Source organism: Streptomyces zhihengii, from assembly GCF_016919245.1.
GTDB classification, from domain to species: Bacteria; Actinomycetota; Actinomycetes; order Streptomycetales; family Streptomycetaceae; genus Streptomyces; species Streptomyces zhihengii.
Genome location: NZ_JAFEJA010000003.1, coordinates 324,523 through 340,437, shown reverse-complemented (window position 1 = coordinate 340,437; position 15,915 = coordinate 324,523). Strand labels below are relative to the sequence as shown.

11 protein-coding genes are annotated in these 15,915 nt (G+C 67.8%); 2 read left to right on the top strand and 9 right to left on the bottom strand.

The genetic code is table 11. The features are described from left to right. The first annotated feature begins 159 nt into the window (after nucleotides 1-159). The gene (locus JE024_RS41725) at nucleotides 160-372 is read left to right on the top strand and encodes a hypothetical protein (RefSeq protein WP_244883721.1); all 213 of its coding nucleotides are present in this window, start codon (nucleotides 160-162) and stop codon (nucleotides 370-372) included. Continuing rightward, on the top strand, nucleotides 369-560 hold the full coding sequence (locus JE024_RS41720) for a hypothetical protein (RefSeq protein WP_244883720.1): 192 nt from the start codon (nucleotides 369-371) through the stop codon (nucleotides 558-560). Before JE024_RS41725 ends, JE024_RS41720 begins: the two co-directional genes overlap by 4 nt. Before the next feature lie 107 nt (nucleotides 561-667). On the opposite strand, the gene JE024_RS39290 is transcribed toward JE024_RS41720, so the two are convergent. The 9 genes from JE024_RS39290 to JE024_RS39250 form a co-directional block, all read right to left on the bottom strand. Further along, nucleotides 668-1,474 carry an ABC transporter ATP-binding protein gene (locus JE024_RS39290; RefSeq protein ID WP_205378749.1) on the bottom strand — a complete coding sequence of 269 codons (807 nt, stop codon included), beginning with the start codon at nucleotides 1,472-1,474 and terminating at the stop codon, nucleotides 668-670. Then, complete coding sequence (locus JE024_RS39285; protein WP_205378958.1) at nucleotides 1,474-2,502, bottom strand: FecCD family ABC transporter permease; 1,029 nt, start codon at nucleotides 2,500-2,502, stop codon at nucleotides 1,474-1,476. The genes JE024_RS39290 and JE024_RS39285 overlap by 1 nt, the downstream gene beginning before the upstream one ends. Before the next feature lie 82 nt (nucleotides 2,503-2,584). Then, nucleotides 2,585-3,586: an ABC transporter substrate-binding protein gene (locus JE024_RS39280; RefSeq protein ID WP_507232749.1), complete on the bottom strand. Its 1,002-nt coding sequence runs from the start codon at nucleotides 3,584-3,586 to the stop codon at nucleotides 2,585-2,587. Between the two features lie 131 nt (nucleotides 3,587-3,717). Then, on the bottom strand, nucleotides 3,718-4,701 hold the full coding sequence (locus tag JE024_RS39275) for a PLP-dependent cysteine synthase family protein (protein WP_205378747.1): 984 nt from the start codon (nucleotides 4,699-4,701) through the stop codon (nucleotides 3,718-3,720). Next, nucleotides 4,698-5,840 carry a histidinol-phosphate transaminase gene (gene hisC / locus JE024_RS39270; protein WP_205378746.1) on the bottom strand — a complete coding sequence of 381 codons (1,143 nt, stop codon included), beginning with the start codon at nucleotides 5,838-5,840 and terminating at the stop codon, nucleotides 4,698-4,700. The genes JE024_RS39275 and hisC overlap by 4 nt, the downstream gene beginning before the upstream one ends. After that, a complete protein-coding gene (locus JE024_RS39265) occupies nucleotides 5,837-7,288 on the bottom strand; it encodes an MATE family efflux transporter (RefSeq protein WP_205378745.1) in 1,452 nt (483 codons plus the stop codon). The genes hisC and JE024_RS39265 overlap by 4 nt, the downstream gene beginning before the upstream one ends. Next, nucleotides 7,285-8,265 (bottom strand): ornithine cyclodeaminase, encoded by a 981-nt coding sequence (locus JE024_RS39260; RefSeq protein ID WP_205378744.1) that lies wholly within the window; start codon nucleotides 8,263-8,265, stop codon nucleotides 7,285-7,287. The genes JE024_RS39265 and JE024_RS39260 overlap by 4 nt, the downstream gene beginning before the upstream one ends. Before the next feature lie 47 nt (nucleotides 8,266-8,312). Beyond that, nucleotides 8,313-9,734 carry an alanine racemase gene (locus tag JE024_RS39255; RefSeq protein ID WP_244883718.1) on the bottom strand — a complete coding sequence of 474 codons (1,422 nt, stop codon included), beginning with the start codon at nucleotides 9,732-9,734 and terminating at the stop codon, nucleotides 8,313-8,315. Between the two features lie 594 nt (nucleotides 9,735-10,328). Continuing rightward, a complete protein-coding gene (locus JE024_RS39250) occupies nucleotides 10,329-15,758 on the bottom strand; it encodes a hypothetical protein (RefSeq protein WP_205378743.1) in 5,430 nt (1,809 codons plus the stop codon). Nucleotides 15,759-15,915 lie beyond the last annotated feature (157 nt).

Below are 15,915 nucleotides of genomic sequence, written 5' to 3'. Positions count from 1 at the left end.
GGACGCTGACGGACATGAACGCGCACGAAGCTCCCCGCTTTCTCCACTTCACGCACTCCGATCAGGTCACAAGGAGCTGCGGCCGAACTGATCGACTGCTGGGGAGACCGTGACCAACACCGGCGGAGCGGTGATCGCCGCCCGCTTCCTCCTCCCGCCGTGACCGCGAGCGACGTGGGCCCGGCCGTCGACGACCTCACGCGCTGGCGCGCCCCCGGCACAGTCGGCTTCTCGGCTACCCTCCAGGGCGCGCTCGCCGGCTGGCTGGTCATGCTCTACGACCCGCATCCGCTGGTGGCGCACTGCGGCACCGTCAACCGCGTCCAGATCCACCTCCGGTGCCGTTGGCGCGGCATCGGGGTGGCCTCATGAGGGAGTTCCAGGAGACCGCCCGGGTGGAGATGGGACTGGAACGGCTGCGTCTCACGGCAAGAGCCGGTCTGGGGCTGGAGGACTTCTACCGCGCCTTGGGCTGGGTGGAAAGCGGCCAATGGCCTGGCGCACTCCGGGTGGCCCTGGGTGACGACACGGACGAGGTCCTGATGAGGCTCGTGCTCTGATGCCGGGTGGTGGCCACGGCCACGGCACCTCCTGGCCGGACTCTTCCCGCAGCACGATACGGACAGGGCCATCGACTGGGTCGGTGACCCTGTCCGTATCGGTGTCGTCAGCGGGGGGCGGGCCTCCTCGTGGATGCCGTCCGGGTGGCGGTGCCCAGGTAGGTGACGCGCAGCGTCCCGGTGGCTGGTTCCCGGTCGACGAGCACCGCCACGCCGTAGACCCGCTTGATCAGGTCCGGAGTCAGTACGTCCTCCGGAGGGCCGGACGCGGCCACCTCTCCGTGGTCGAGGAGGACGATGTGATCGCAGTATCGTGCCGCGAGGTTCAGGTCGTGCAGGGCTACGACACAGGTGGCGTCCAGGGAGGTCAGCAGATCGAGGAGTTCGAGCTGGTGACGGATGTCGAGGTGGTTGGTGGGTTCGTCGAGCAGGATCTCCTGGGGCTCCTGGGCGAGGGCGCGGGCGAGTTGGGTGCGCTGCTTCTCCCCTCCGGAGAGGGTGTGCCAGCTCCGGTGCTGCTTGTCGGAGATCTCGGTCCGTTCGAGGGCCTCGTCGACGATCCGCCGGTCGTAATCGGTCAGCGCGTCGAAGCGGCCGCGGAAGGGGGTGCGGCCGAGTTCGACGACCTGGCGGACGTTGACGTGGTGGTGGGCGGACACGTCCTGTTCGACTACGGCGAGCCGCCGGGCCATCGCCCGGCGTCCGAGGTCGCTCAGGTCGGTGTCGTCGTAGCGGACGGTTCCGGTGTCGGGCTTCCGCAGCCCCGCGAGCAGGCGCAGCAGGGTCGATTTGCCCGAGCCGTTGGGGCCGAGGAGTCCGACGATCTTCCCGTCGTGGACGGCCATCTCGATGTTGTCGAGGAGTCGGTGGCCCTTGACCGACCAGGAGAGCTCGGTGGTGGTGATGCGGCCCATCAGGACTCCAGACGCTTCAGGACCAGTGCGAACGCGGGCGCCCCGAGCAGCGCGGTGATGACGCCGGCGGGCAGTTCGTGGGGCGCGAACGCCGTCCGCGCGAACACGTCCACCCAGATGAGGAAGAGAGCGCCGATGATCGCGGACAGTGGAAGCAGCGAGCGGTGCGTCGGTCCCGTCACGACGCGGACGCCGTGGGGGATGAGCAGGCCGATGAAGCCGATGGCTCCGGAGGCCGCCACGGCCGCGGCCGTGATGACCGAGGTCAGTACCATCAGCCAGATCCGGGCGGCCGTGACGTTGATACCCAGGGCGGCCGCCGAGTCCCACCCGAAGGTGAAGGCGTCGAGGGCCGGCGCGAAGAACTGAATGGCGATCACCCCGACCAGGATGACCAGGACGGTAACGGTCACTCCCTCCCATCGGGCGCCTCCGAGGGTGCCGAGCAGCCAGTAGGTGAAGCCGCGGGTCGAGTTGGCGTCTCCGTTGACCATGAGGATGACGGAGGTGACGCCGGCGAAGAACTGGGACACGAGCACGCCGGTGAGCACCACGCGTGAAGGGCTGGCGACGCGCCCCCCGCCGAGAAGGAGCAGCAGCAGGCCGAAGGAGACCAGTCCACCGACGAAGGCTCCGGTCGACAGGGAGATGCTTCCGCCGATTCCCAACAGGAGTACGGCAACCGCGCCGGTGGAGGCGCCGGAGGAGACTCCGAGCAGATAGGGGTCGGCGAGGGGGTTCCTGGTGACCGCTTGCAGGACGGCGCCGGAGACCGCCAGTGCCATGCCGACGGCCACGGCGAGCAGGACGCGGGGGAAGCGGGACTCCCAGATCAGGGCGTCGAGCAGGCCCGGAAGGGGCGGAGTGGGGGCGATGCCGCCCAGACCGATGTGCCGCAGGATCGTGGAGACCACGTCCAGAGGCCGGATGTTCGCGCTCCCGAACAGGGACGCAGTGACGATCGACACCAGGAGGCCTGACACGGCCAGGAGGTACAGCGCCACGGTCACGGTGCGCCGCCGGCGCACCGTGACCGTTTCACCTGTGATGATCGGGGCTCCGGTGCGCTCGGCGGTCGTGTGTGAACTCGTCGTCATGATGGTGGACGGGTCAGCCGAGCTTGTTCAAGCCGTCGACCAGCGCGGGGACGGCGGACACGCTGCCGAAGCTGGGGTCCATGTGGCTTCCGGGGATGGTGATGAACTTGTCACCCTTCACCGCGGCGAGCTTGCTGGTGAGCGGGTCCTTCTTGAGGAGTTCGATCTTCTCCTTGGCGGTGTCGTTCGGTTCGCCTCGGGTCAGATCGGCCAGGATGATGACGTCGGGGTTCCGCGCGGCAACCTCGTCCCAACTCACCTCCGCCCACTTCGTCTTGGCATCGGCGAAGATGTTCTCGACCCCGACGAGCTTGGAGATGTGCTGCGGCAGACCGCCAGGGCCGGCGGCCCAGGGGGTGCCCTCGTAGGTGGAGTAGAACCACATCACCTTGAGCGGCTTCTCGCGCTTCTCGACAGTGGCGACCGCCCTGTCCACCACGGCCTTCTGCTGCGCGGCCAACTTCTCGCCGGCCTCGGGCACCCCCATGATCTTGCCGAGCCGACGGTACTCCTCGAACAGCATCGTGAAGTCCGCGTTCGCCACGGTCTCGTGGTAGGTGCAGTCGAACTCGGTCAGGTAGGTGGGGACGCCCAGGTCGTGGAGCTGCTTACGCTCGCCGGACTGCTCCTTGGTGAACATGCTGGCGAAGGAGCCGTACACGAAGTCCGGCTGGGCCTCCAGCAGCTTCTCGTGCTTGATCTCGGTGCCGGGCGCGGACAGGACCGGGATCTTCTCGTACTGCGCGGCGACCGGGGGCGGCATCTTCTCGATCTCGTAGCCCGTGCCGGCGATCCGGTCGCCGACGCCGAGGTGGATGAGGATTTCGGCGGCGGCCTGGTTGAGGGTGACAACCTTCTGCGGCGCGGCCTTGTAGCTCACGTCGGTGCCGCAGTTCTTGAGGGTGAACGGGTAGGTCGTCGCGCTCGTCGCCGCCGTCGTGCCCTTGGCCTTGGCCCCGGCGTCGGAGGACGTGTCTGCCCCGCATCCGGTGATCGTCAGCGCAGCCAGAGCCACAGCAATTATGGTAATCGTTTTCGTTTTCATTATCTGAGGCTATCTGTGGGGAGGGAAGGGAAGAAGGAGAGTTGGGGACTCCGGGCGGGCCCCGGGACGCGGGCCAGCACGCCGGCAGTCGGGCCGTGTGCCTAACGCAGCAGGGCGGCCAGCCGGTGGACGACCTGCCCGTCGAAGAGGCCGTGGGCGGCCATCCAGTCGTCGTCGAAGACGGTGTGGAGGTACTTGTCGCCCCCGTCGCAAACCAGCACGACGATGGTCGATCCTGGCGCCGCGTTCTGCGCCTGCTCCAGGGCCTTGTAGACCACGCCGCCCGCTGAACCGCCGATCAGGAGACCGAAGTTCCTGGCGAGGTAGCGGCAGGTCTCGAAGGCTTCCGCGTCGCTGACCTTGAGCCCCCGGTCGATCACTTCGTAGTCGACGACGGGACCGATTTCCGAGCCCTCGGGCGTCCCGGTGCCGGACTGGTGATATGGCGCGCCCTGCCCCCCGAAGAGGACGGACCCCTCCGGTTCGACTCCGATGATCTTCAGGTCCGGGATGCGTTCGCGGAGGAAGCGGCCCGTGCCGCAGAGCGAACCACCGGTGCCGACGGCTCCGTACAGGTACTGGATGTCGTCGCCGAGGTCGTCGTGGAGCTCGCGGGCGAGGGGCCGGTAGCCGTTGGGGTTGCCCTGGTTGCGGTGCTGGGCGGTCCAGTAGGCGCCGTGTTCGGCGGCGAGGCGCTCGGCCGTGGTGTCGCGTTCGGCGGTGGCGAGGCCGTCCTCATCGCCTGCGACGTTGAGGATGTCTGCGCCGTAGGCGCGCATGCCGCGCAGCTTGTCCGCGCTGGAGTGGTTGTCGACCACAGCGGTGAACTTGTAGCCGCGTTCAGCGGCGATGAGCGCAAGGCCGAGTCCGGTGTTGCCGGAGGTGGACTCGACGAGCCATCCGCCGGGGGCCAGGAGCCCTGCCGCCTCCGCCTCGTCGACCATATTCCTGGCCATCCGGATCTTGGCGGTTCCGGTGGGGTTGAACTGCTCCAGCTTCAACAGGACGGTCGCCCCACTCTCCGCGGTGTGCAGCCTGAGCAGGGGCGTGCGCCCCACCAGATCGGAAATTCTGGTCTTGATCACGTCATGTCCTTCGTGCAGATCTCCGTCAGGCACCCCACGAAGACGTCGTTGTCCTCAGGCGTGGACAGGGAGGCTCGGATGTAGGTCTCGTATCCCGGCTCGCGCCATGCCTTGACGATGATTCCGGCGCGGTGCAGCTCCCGGGCGACCCGGTCAGAGCTTCGACCGGTGTCGATGAAAAGGAAGTTGGTAGAGGACGGGACCACGCGCAGTCCCGCGCCGCGCAGGCGGTCCGTGACCCTGGCGATCTCCAGCGCTGTCCGGCGAACCGTTTCGGCCAGGTGTGCCTGGTCGCCCAGCGCCGCGACGGCAGCGTCCTGGGCCGGCCGGTTGACGTTGTACGGGGTACGAACCCGGTCCAGTGCCTGGATCAGGGCCGTGTCGGAGGCGATGCCGTAGCCGACACGGAAGCCCGCGAGGCCGTACGCCTTGGAGAAGGTACGCAGGACGATCCACGGCCGGTCCAGCGCGCGGAGCGCCTCAAGACCGTCGGGGTACTCCGGGTCGGCGCGGGCGAACTCGCCATATGCCTCGTCGAGCACCAGCAGGGCCGACTCGGGTGTGGCGGCCACGACCCGCTCCAGCTCGCCGACGGTGAGCATCGCGCCGGTGGGATTGCACGGGTTGGCGAGGAAGACGAGCTTGGGACCCACGGCCAGGGCGTCGCGCCAAGCGTCCGCGTCGAACCCGAACTCGGCCGCGACCGGAACCTTGTGGACCCGGGCACCCATGACGCGGGGGAAGGTCTCGTGCAGGCTGAACCCGGGCGCCTGGGTGACCACCAGGTCACCCGGGTCGACTACCGCCTGGCACAGCAGCTCCAGGATGTTCTCCGACCCGTTGCCGAGCACCACGCGCTCGGCGGGCACGCCCAGGCTCGCCCCGATGGTCTCGGCCAGTCGCTTGCCGGTGGGATCCGGGTAGCGGGAGACACCGCCGGCCAGTCCCGCGCGGACGGCTTCGGTGACCGCGGGTGAAGCGCCGTACGGGTTCTCGTTGTTGGAGAGCTTGATGACGTGGGCGGCGCCGCTGAGGGCGGCCACATCGTCCGGGTCGGCGCCGGGATCGTATCCGGGCAGGCCTGCCACCTCTCCGCGTATCAGGGAGGCGGAGGTGACCGGTGCGAGGGTGGGGTTCATGACGACTCCGGTTCGGGGAGGGGCGCGCCGGACGTCTCGCGGTGGAGCCGGTCGACGCGGCGCAGGAACGCGCCCAGCAGGATGGCAGCGGTAGTCGCGAGGCCGATCGTCTGGCCGGTCCAGACGCCCTCGACACCCCAGTCGGCCGTGATCCCGAGCAGGTAGCCCGCGGGGAGGCCGATCAACCAGTAGCCGACGAGGGAGATCCGGAAGGGGCCTGCGGTGTCTCCGATGCCGCGCAGGATGCCGTTGCCGATGTTCTGGATGGCGTCGAAGACCTGCATCAGGGCGGCGATGAGCAGTCCGGTCACGGTCAGGGCGATGATGTCCGCGTTGTCGGCGTGCTCGGCGGAGATGAACAGCGACACGATCTGGTTCGGGACCACCAGGTACACGGCGGCGACCACCAAGGTTGCGATCACGCCCCAGGCCGTGGCGAGGATGCCCATCCTGCGGGCCGTCCTGTAGTCGTTGCCGCCGTCGGCCTCGCTGATGTGGATCGACGCCGCGTGAGAGAGGCCGGCGGAGACCATGAAGACGATGTAGACGATCTGGTTGAGCACCGTCTGCGCGGCCAGGGCCTCGACGCCCAGGGAACCGATGACCAGCGTGAGCACGCTGAAGAACCCGGCCTCCGAGGCGTACGTCCCCGAGATCGGCAGGCCAAGGCGCCAGACTGACCTGACCGCGTCCCCGTTCCAGCGCCACGCGTGGAGCGAGATGAGGTACGGGCGGAGGACGCTGTCGCGCAGGATCACCGCAAAGAACGCCAGGAAGGACAGCAGGAACACGGTGACGGTGGCCATGGCCACGCCCACAAATCCGAACGCGGGCAGCCCGAACTTGCCGTAAATGAGTACGTAGTTGAGGCCGATGGTGACTGCGACCGATGCCAGCGTGATGGCGAGGAGCGGCCCGGGGCGCTTGAGGCCGGTGGTGAAGTGGCGCAGGTTCTGGAACCAAAGGCAGGGCAGCATGCCCGGTGCCAGGACCATCAGGAACTCACCGGCCTTGTCGACCACCTTCGGGTCCTGACCCAGCAGGACGAGCAGAGGTCCGATCAGCAGCAGCACCGCGCAGAACACCACACCGCAGACGGTCGCCCAGAAGAACCCCGCGAACAGCAGCGCGCCGATCCGTGCCTTGTCGTCCCGCACACGCGCCTCGGCCACCAGGTTGCTGACCCCGGTGACCAGGCCGGTTCCGGTCGTGCGCAGCTGGTTGAAGAGCGCGATGGCCAGGCCGGAGGCGGCGATCTCCAGCGCGCCGAGCCTGCCCAGCATCACGATGTCCACGGTGGTCAGCGCGACGTAGGCGAAGTTGGTCAGGATCAGCGGGAGCGAGAGCTTGAGCAGCGCGCGCGAGTGCCCGATCCACCATCCGGCGCCCGCCTTCTCGGAGCGGGTCGTGTCCGTCGCACGGGTGGTGTCGGTCGATTCGGTACTCACCAGAAGTTGACCTTTTCCCCACGGCCGCTCGCCAGCGCGAGGTCGGCTATGTACCGGCCGAGTGCGGCGTCGGTGACCGCCATGCCGCTGTTGTAGGCGAACACCACGTCCTCCGGACGCCGTCGCGCGGGCGCCATGCCGAGCAGGATGTCCGGCAGCTGGGCGTCCACGGACGGCAGGCTGCCGTCCGTGCCTCGCAGGTCGTCGCAGGTGGCGTGCATCTGGGCGGCGTCGGTGGCGATCCGGTAGTCCGCGCCGTGGCACACGTCGGCGTCCACGCCGTACCCGAGGAGTATGGCGACCGAGCCGGCCTTCATCCAGTCGCGCCGGACCTCCTCCGTGGCGGAGAGGCCCGCGGCGCCGATGACGATGTCCGCCTTGCCCGCGGCCTTTCTCAGGTCCGTGACGATCTCGACCTCGCGGCCGTCGACGCTGTCCTGGACGGCACGCAGCCCCTCGGGGTACGTGCCGAACACCTGCAGCCGCTCCAGATCCGGCATCGCCGCGACGAGCATCGGCAAGGCCGCCTGCCCCTGGACGCCGGTGCCGACGACGAGGACGGTCCGCGCGTCGGGGCATGCCTCGCGGGCGAACAGCGCGGTGGTGGCGGAGGACCGCAAGGGGCCGAGCTTCACCACGTCCATCAGCGCGATGGGGGCTCCGGTGGTGTCGTCGACCAGGAAGACGAACGAGTGGAACTGGTATCTGTCCTGGGTACGGCGCGGGTCGAACTCGTAGACGGCCTTGAAGCAGACGGTGCCGCTGCCGGCATCCCTGGCCACCATCGAGTAGCTCAGCGAGCGATGACTGGGGTCGTCGATGATCGTCTTGACCGGGTTGTTCGAGCCGCCTTCTCGCAGCGCGCGGTATGCCTTCTCGACGACGTCGATCACCTGCCGGTGGTCGAGGTCGAGACCTTCCTGCTGCGCTTGCGGCAAGAGCCACAGCTGCCCGGGCGGGGCGTAGCTCGGGGACATAGGCGTCTTCTCCTTCATGGGTGGTCGTATCGGACGGTTTCTAGGTCTCAGTGGATGCCGTCCAGTCGCCAGCGCGGCAGAGTGCCGTCGCCGCCGAGTTGGCCGCCGAGGCCGTCGCCGAGCCGGAGGACGACCTTCGACGGCAGGCGGGCGTCGTGGAACGGGGACTCGTTGGAGTCCATCTGGTAGCCGGCGGTGTTGAGGTAGACGAGGTGGTCACCGCGGTGCACGGGTCGTGGGAAGCCGATCTTGCGCCAGGTGACCATGTCACTCTCCAGGCAGGTCGAGCCTGCGACGCACGCCGGGAAGGGCTCGTCGGCGCCGGCCTCGGCAGACATGAGCAGCGGGTCGGGGAGGTAGTCGCTGTTGAACCACTGCTCGGAGAGGCTGAAGCTGCTTCCGGCGACGGTGACGATCGCGTACCCGTCGGACCCCCGCCGGTCGTCGACCTGTTGGACGCGATACATGGTGAACCCGGCCTGGTCCAGCAGGGCTCGGCCGGGCTCGACGACGAACCGGATGCCGCATCGGTTCGCCTTCGCCGACAGACTCTCGCCGCCGCCGACTGGGTGCGCCATGAACGCGCGCACCGCCTGGTCGGCGGGCTGTCCCCCGTACGGGTAGAAGCCCTCGAAAACCTTGGCCGCGTGGTAGTGGTCAGGCTCATTCTGTGCGAGGAACTCGTCCCAGAGCCGCGGCTCGACATAGCGGACCGGCAACCCGCCGCCGATGTTGACGAGTTCGGCGGCGAGCGATCCGCGCCTCCGGGCGTCGAGGCAGTGTTCGATCATCTCGCTCGCGGCCGTCGCGCGCTCCGCCGGGGAGTAGCCGTTGAGATGGAAGGCGAATCCCCGGAGAACGAGATGGTCGGCGAGTTCCCCGCACAGACCCACGGCGGCACGGCGCTCGTCGGCGGACAGGCCGAAGCGGCTGCCCGGCTGTCCGGTCGTCCGGGACCGCAGCAGCACCACGGCCTGCCGCCGGGCGTCTCGCGCGCTCCGTGCGAGCCGCCTCAGTTCACTCAGCGAGTCGACGGCGACCAGACAGCCGTGCTGGACGGCGAGAGCGTGCAGCGCGTCGTCCTTCTCAGGGCCGGATATCCCGATCCGCCGGCCGGGCACTCCCCCGGCCAGCGCCTTGACCAGTTCGGGGGCACTGGCGACGTCGACACCGACGCCGAGGCCGGCAGCTGAAGTGACGAAGCAGTCGGCCTTGTTGGCCTTCTTGGCGAACAGGATGTCGACGGTGCCCCCGGCCTCGGCGAACGCCCGGCGGAGTTCTCCGACGTTTTCCTCGAAGATCTCTGGCAGCACGATGTGCAGCGGTGATCCCAGGCCGTCCAGGAGGTCGGCGAGCAGGGCGCGGTGGTCTGTCAGGAGCGTGGAGACTGCGGGATGCCGGAGTGCGGTAAGAGCGAAGGGCCGGACTTCAGCCTTCGGTCGCTCCAGCCGCTGTCGAGAGATGAGCACACCGCACTTCTATACGATTATGACACTCATTTTCAATACGAGGCTCGATGAACGACCGCTCACGAGGTAACGAAAAGGGCGCAAATAGGCGAAGTCGGGTGTCCGATCCAGAGAATCCGTCGAGTTGTGAGGCGAGCAGTTCGACGTAGGCCCCCGACGAGGACGAGCTCCTCGTGCGTGCCGGTCTCCGCGACGTGCCCGCCGGAGAGGACGACGGTCAGCGGTCAGGATGGTCGGAGGCGGTGGGCGATGACCAGGGTGCGTTCGGCCGCCGCCTCGACCGTGGACAGTTCGCGTGCGCACCGAAGTTCACCACACGCAGGTCCTGGAAGGTGTCGCGGCACTCATCCGTCCAGGGAGTAGCGCAGTTCGTCACCCTCTACGTTCCTCTTCACTGGGCCATGAAGCAGGTGTAGGCGGCCGAGAGACAAGAGGATCCCTCCCAAGCATCCTCTCCTCCACCCGATGCCTGGTCGACGCGCAGCCTCATGCCGGCAGTTCCCCGCATACCACCGGTATCGACAGGCAAGTACGGCGGCGTGTGCCAGAGCTTCTGACAACCGCCATCACCGTCGGATGCGTGGAGTGCCCTTCTCACCGCCCCGACCCGCGTGCCCAGGCCCAAGGGTCGCTCTGGTCATCGCGCGGCGCGCCGCTGGATGTTCGCAGGGACGACCCGGAGCCTCCCAGCGGCGCGCCTTGGGCGCCTTGGGTGCGGAAATACGGTGCGGTATCACCGCCCACTGACATACGCCGAGTCCTGCTAGACCCCGAGCCACTCGGCTCTGGCCCCATCACCGACCACGACAGGCCGGACACCGGCCCCGTGGACAGACGGGACGGTCCAGCAGCCGAAAGCCTCCCGGCCCCCGCCATCGCACTCGCGGGTCGGCCCGCAGGTTCTACAACGCCCAGGACAGCTGTACTCCACTCGTCCGCTTCCGACTCAGTCGGCCCGATCGCGATCAGTCCAGCCAACCGCCAGGCCTCCCTCATCAACTCAGGCGAAGCCTTCCTCTTCCCGTTACGAATGTCGGCGAAGATCTGGCCGAGCGGCACCAGCTGCCCGCTGACCGGCTGCACGAAGCTCACCGGCGGCACCCACTGCCTCACCCCGGGATTAGCGACATGCCACGCCTCCAGCGCCGCCACCACCCACCGATCCGACCACACCTCTCCGCCTACGGACAGTCCAGACCCTTGCGCCCCAGGAGGCCTCACTGCACTCGTCGACGACTGCAGCGCTCCACCAAACCCGATGCCCACCGAAGACCCCGGCCGCCCCACCGCCTCACCCCGCGAACTCACAGCGGGGAAGAAAGGCCCTCCACCGCCGAGCGACAAGCGTCGCGCCCTGCCGGACCCCGACCCAACCGAATCCAGCCCCATCGTCGACGACGACAGCCCAGACACCTGCCCCCCGCCCAGACGAGACGGACCAGCAGCCGAAACTCTCCCAGCCCCCGCCATCGCACTCCCTGGCCGACCAGCCGGGTCAGATGGCCCTCCGACCAACATGCTCCAGACGTTCGCTTCCTCCCGTGCCATGGGCGTCAGCCCCGCCAACTGCCAAATCACCCGCGCCACATCTGGCGACGCCGCCTGCTCGCCGCTACAGATACTCGCGAACATCTGCCCGAGCGGCACCAGCCGCCTGCCGACAGGCTGTACGAAGTCCACTGGCGGCACCCACTCCCTCACCCCGGGATTCTCGGCACGCCACGCCTCCAGAGCCGCCATCACCCATCGATCCGACCACACCTGCCCGTTGACAGTCAGGCTCAGGGGCGCCACGCCACTCCCTGCCGACAATGGCTGCACCCCGCCAAGCCCGGCCCCCGGCAATGACCCTGGCCGCCCCACCGTCCCAGGCTGAGATCCCATGGGAGGAAAGAACTGCCCCTCACCATCAACAGACAGACGTCGCCCTCTGCCGGACCCCGACCCAACCGAACCCAGCCCCATCATCGACGACGACAGCCCAGACACCTGCCCCCCGCCCAGACGAGACGGACCAGCAGCCGAAACTCTCCCAGCCCCCGCCATCGCACTCGCCGGCCGATCAGCCGTCATCGACCGCCGTCCCTGCGCATCCACCTTCCTCTGCAGGTCGTCTGACACCCGCCGCCGTCGCCCCCCGTTGATGTCGTAGACAAGCCGCCCCAACGGCACCTGACGTCCGCCAACGTCGACGATGACTGCGGACCCAGGCGGCCTGCCCACATGCGCGGTATCGGCGTAGAAGAGGTCAAGCGCCTCCATCACCACCTCATCCGGCCACCGCTCAGCCTTTTTCTGAGAGGGGCCCGAGTCGCCATATACATCTGTCAGCTCCGCCAAGACCCTCGTCAACTCTTGGCTCGCCTCTCTGCGCCCGCAGGTGATTTCGTAGACAACATCACCCACAGGCACACGCACCCCATCGACGTACTGCACCTCCATCACCGGCGGCCGGGGCAGCAGCCTCATGGGATCCGTGGCACGCCAAGCCCGCACCGCTCGCGCCACCAACTCATCGGTGACAGCTTCCCCATCCCGGCGAAACAGCCCCAAGCGCTGCGCCCCATACACCGGCGTCCCAGCCGGCAGCCGTCCCGATCCGTCAAGCCGCGCACCCTCCGTACGCAGCGGACCAGGCACCGGGGGCGCAAACAGGTGAGACGAGCCGGGACCAGCACCACTAGCGGCTGGCCCGCCCAAGAACCCCGGGAGCCCCCGCGCTGCCACCTTTCGCTGCAACTCCTCCGACACACGTCTCCGATGGCCGCGCTCAATGTCAGCGACAATGCTGCCCAGGGGCACCTGCAATCCCCGGACGACGACCGTGACCCTGGACCCTGGAGAACTTCCGGCCCTGCCAGGCTCGGCGTAGAAGAGGTCGAGCGCCTCCATCACCACCTCATCGGACCACTGCGACCGCATCTGATGGGGAACAGCCCCCACACCCTCAACCGGCAGTTCAACAGCGGGCTGTCCAATCCGCTTCCGGAACGGGTCAACGGCCACCTGGACGTCAGTCAGCTCTGCCAGCACCTGGACCAGTTCCCCACTCGCACCACGCTGCCCATAGCGGATGTTGCCGACGATAGCCCCCACAGGCACGTCCTCGCCCTGAACCTGTTGCACCGCGCCCCGCGGCGGCCGAGGCTGCAGTCGCTGAGGGTCGGTTGCCCGCCAGGCGCGCACCGCTTGCGCCACCACGTCATCCGAGAAGTGTTTCCCGCCACCAAGCAGGCCCGTCCGCTGTGTTCCGTGGGCTTGCGCAAGGAGGTGCGACACGAGGCGCGCTGCCTGCTTCCCATGGCGCTGATACTCCGCAGCAACCAGGGCGGTGACACTATCGCGCAGCTCATGCCGGAGGGTGCCCCTCAGCACTGGTGCATCGTAGAGATCATGATCGGCGCGCGCCAAACGCTCGGCCTCTGCGAGCACCCGCTCCCGCTCCGCATCTGGGAGGGCCAGTCCCTCAAGATAGTGTCGAGCCGCCACGGACAGAGGAACGCTGCGTCCGCCAGAGGCCGGCAAAGTTGTGCCAAGAACCTGCTCCACATCATCGACCAGCCGTACCAACAGCCCTGGAAGCACTCCCGGCATGTCCCTGGCGATTCGGTCTGCATCACGAACGCCAAGCAGCACACCTGCAAGATCCGCCATGGCCGCCAACTGCACAGTCTCCCCTGGCAAAGTACTCGTGTCGGCAACAGACCGCCTCACCACCGCGGCCAGCCGCCGCGCGCGCTCCACCATCTCGCGCGAAGGCTGCCTGGTAGCGAACCAGTCGGCGGCCAGACGAGTAGCAGCAGCGCTACTCGACTCGATGCCTGTGAGTCCTTCACCTCCGTCGGCGAATGATGTCTCCGGCAGATCGTCCCGGATCTCGATCGCGCTCGTTGCCGGCCCCTGCCCGGCAACGTCAGCCCCTCGAACGCTGATACCGGGGACCTGTGCCTGCCTCAGCACCGAGTGCACGGTGTCATTCTCGTCTTCCTGATCAAGGGCGGCCGAAATGCCGTCGACGCCCACGTCCAACTGCGTGCTGGCGTGTGCCCACGCCGTAGCGGTCCGCACCGGCTGCGAGGCGGCAGCAGACTCGGTGATCGTCGCCGTCGGATCTGCCCCTGCTGTCCCAAGAGATGGGCTGTGATCGGCGTGACGCGCAGATACCTGATCTTCAGGTGACGGCGAACCCGCATCCTCCATACCGAGTCGGCATTCAAGTGCACCTGGCACATCTGTTGACAGCAACTTCTGTCGATGCACGCTTACAGGTTCAGCGCCGCCATCTGCCGCCATGGCTCGGCGGTGGAGGCCGTCAGGGGCAGACGCGGCCCACGCACCCACCGCTGGAGCGGACTGCGCTGGGCTAGTGTCAGGTAGCCTCCCCGGCTGACCACTCGGCACCGGCGGCAAATGCTCCAGCCCCACCGCAGGCAGCGACCTGACTGGGGTGCGCCCCTCGCTGGCGCGATCTGGCGAACTGGCAGGAGAAAGACCGCCCGGTACGGAGGTGGCTTCGGTTGACGTCACCTGCACGCCGTGCGGCAAGCGCCGCTCCACCACCGACTGGGGCAACTGCGTCTCAGGCGCACTTCCGCCGGGAACACTGACGAGCTCCGCTACATCCGTGCGCATAGCCGCCTTACCTGCATCTGGGGTGGCGGCGATGCTGGCGGACTCGGTGAGTGACTGCGGTACTAGGGCGGCCGTAAACGCGCCCGCGGGGGCGGTCGCCCGCAGAGGGGGCACACCGTGTTCTGCGGCTTCCAACTGAGGGACCGTGCCGCTCAAGCCGAGGGCTCCTACTTGCACCTCCGATGACAGGTCACCAAGCTGCACCCGCTCAGTAGTGCCATACATGGTGAACTCGCTTGCCGAATTGACCGACGTCGCCTCCCCGCCCAAATCATGGCGCACCGCGATGTCGACGGCAGTGCCGGTATGGGCGCTCAGAAGATTGGGACGGGCGACGATGGCCCGGGCCTGATCCGGATACCCACCCGCCCCAACCGGGCTGCGAAGTACGACCTTGATGCGGGAGATGCTGTCCTTCAACGCGAACGCGCCGGCGACGACGCCGGCGGTGAGGACGCCTTCGGTGACACCGCTGATCCCGGCGCCGTAGAACGTGGACGCCTCGACCTTCCACCGGCCGTCGAACAGACCGTTGGTCACGAACTCCGCACCGGCTTCCGCGGCCCCCTCGACCACGAACGCACCCGCACCCGCACCCACCGCCCGCACCCCGTTGCCGGCCGTGAACACCCCCCGCGGCGCAACCTTCACCGCCACGTCCCCCGACACATCCTTCACCAACGGCCGCCCCAACCGGCCCGTCAACGCCTTCCCGACCGTCCCCGACAACACCCCGTGGAACGCACCCGCCAAACCACCCACCACAGCCGACCGGGCAATATCCCCCAGATCGAACCCCTTCGGACGACGCCCCTCAGGCCCCGCCACCATCAACGCCAGACGCACCGCAAACGTCTGGAACGCCTCCTCGAACGCCTCACTCAACGACGGCATCAACCGCGTCCGACTCAACAACGCATCCAGCACCGTCAACAAAAACACCCGCGACCGCAGCATCGCCACCGCCTGCTGCCCCGCCGACAAACCCCCCGAGAAGAACGCCATCGCCGCCAACACCGCCAGCTCGATCAACAACCGAACCAGCTCAGCGACCAACTGCCACTTCGACTCCGTAACATTCATCGACGTCCGGACCCGACCATCAGCAATCCGGTCCAACTGCCCCGCAAACTCCCCCAAAGCATTACGGCCGCCATCATTCACCAACAACCGCATAGCCCGCACATACGCCGCACCCGCCTCCCCCGGCAACGCACGACCAATCCCACCAACCGAGCCCTCAATCGTCCCCGACAGATCCCGCGCCCGCCTCGCCAGACGAACATAAGGATCATGACTCGCATAGCCACGATCCTCGTCCGCCTCAAGAAACCGCTCACCGGTCAAAACAAAGATCAGCCGCTGCAAATCCTCAGAGGGCTCAATCGCCATACACGCTCAGCTTCTTTCCGAACCAGCACACACGGGTGCTCCTTCGGTTCTACCAAAGGCGCACCTGGACCCGTCATGGACAGCTACAGGCACCTCGGAAGGCGATGTGGCCGACTCGCCCCCGGGAAATTTCCGTCCCGCCAGGTATCGCTCGCCG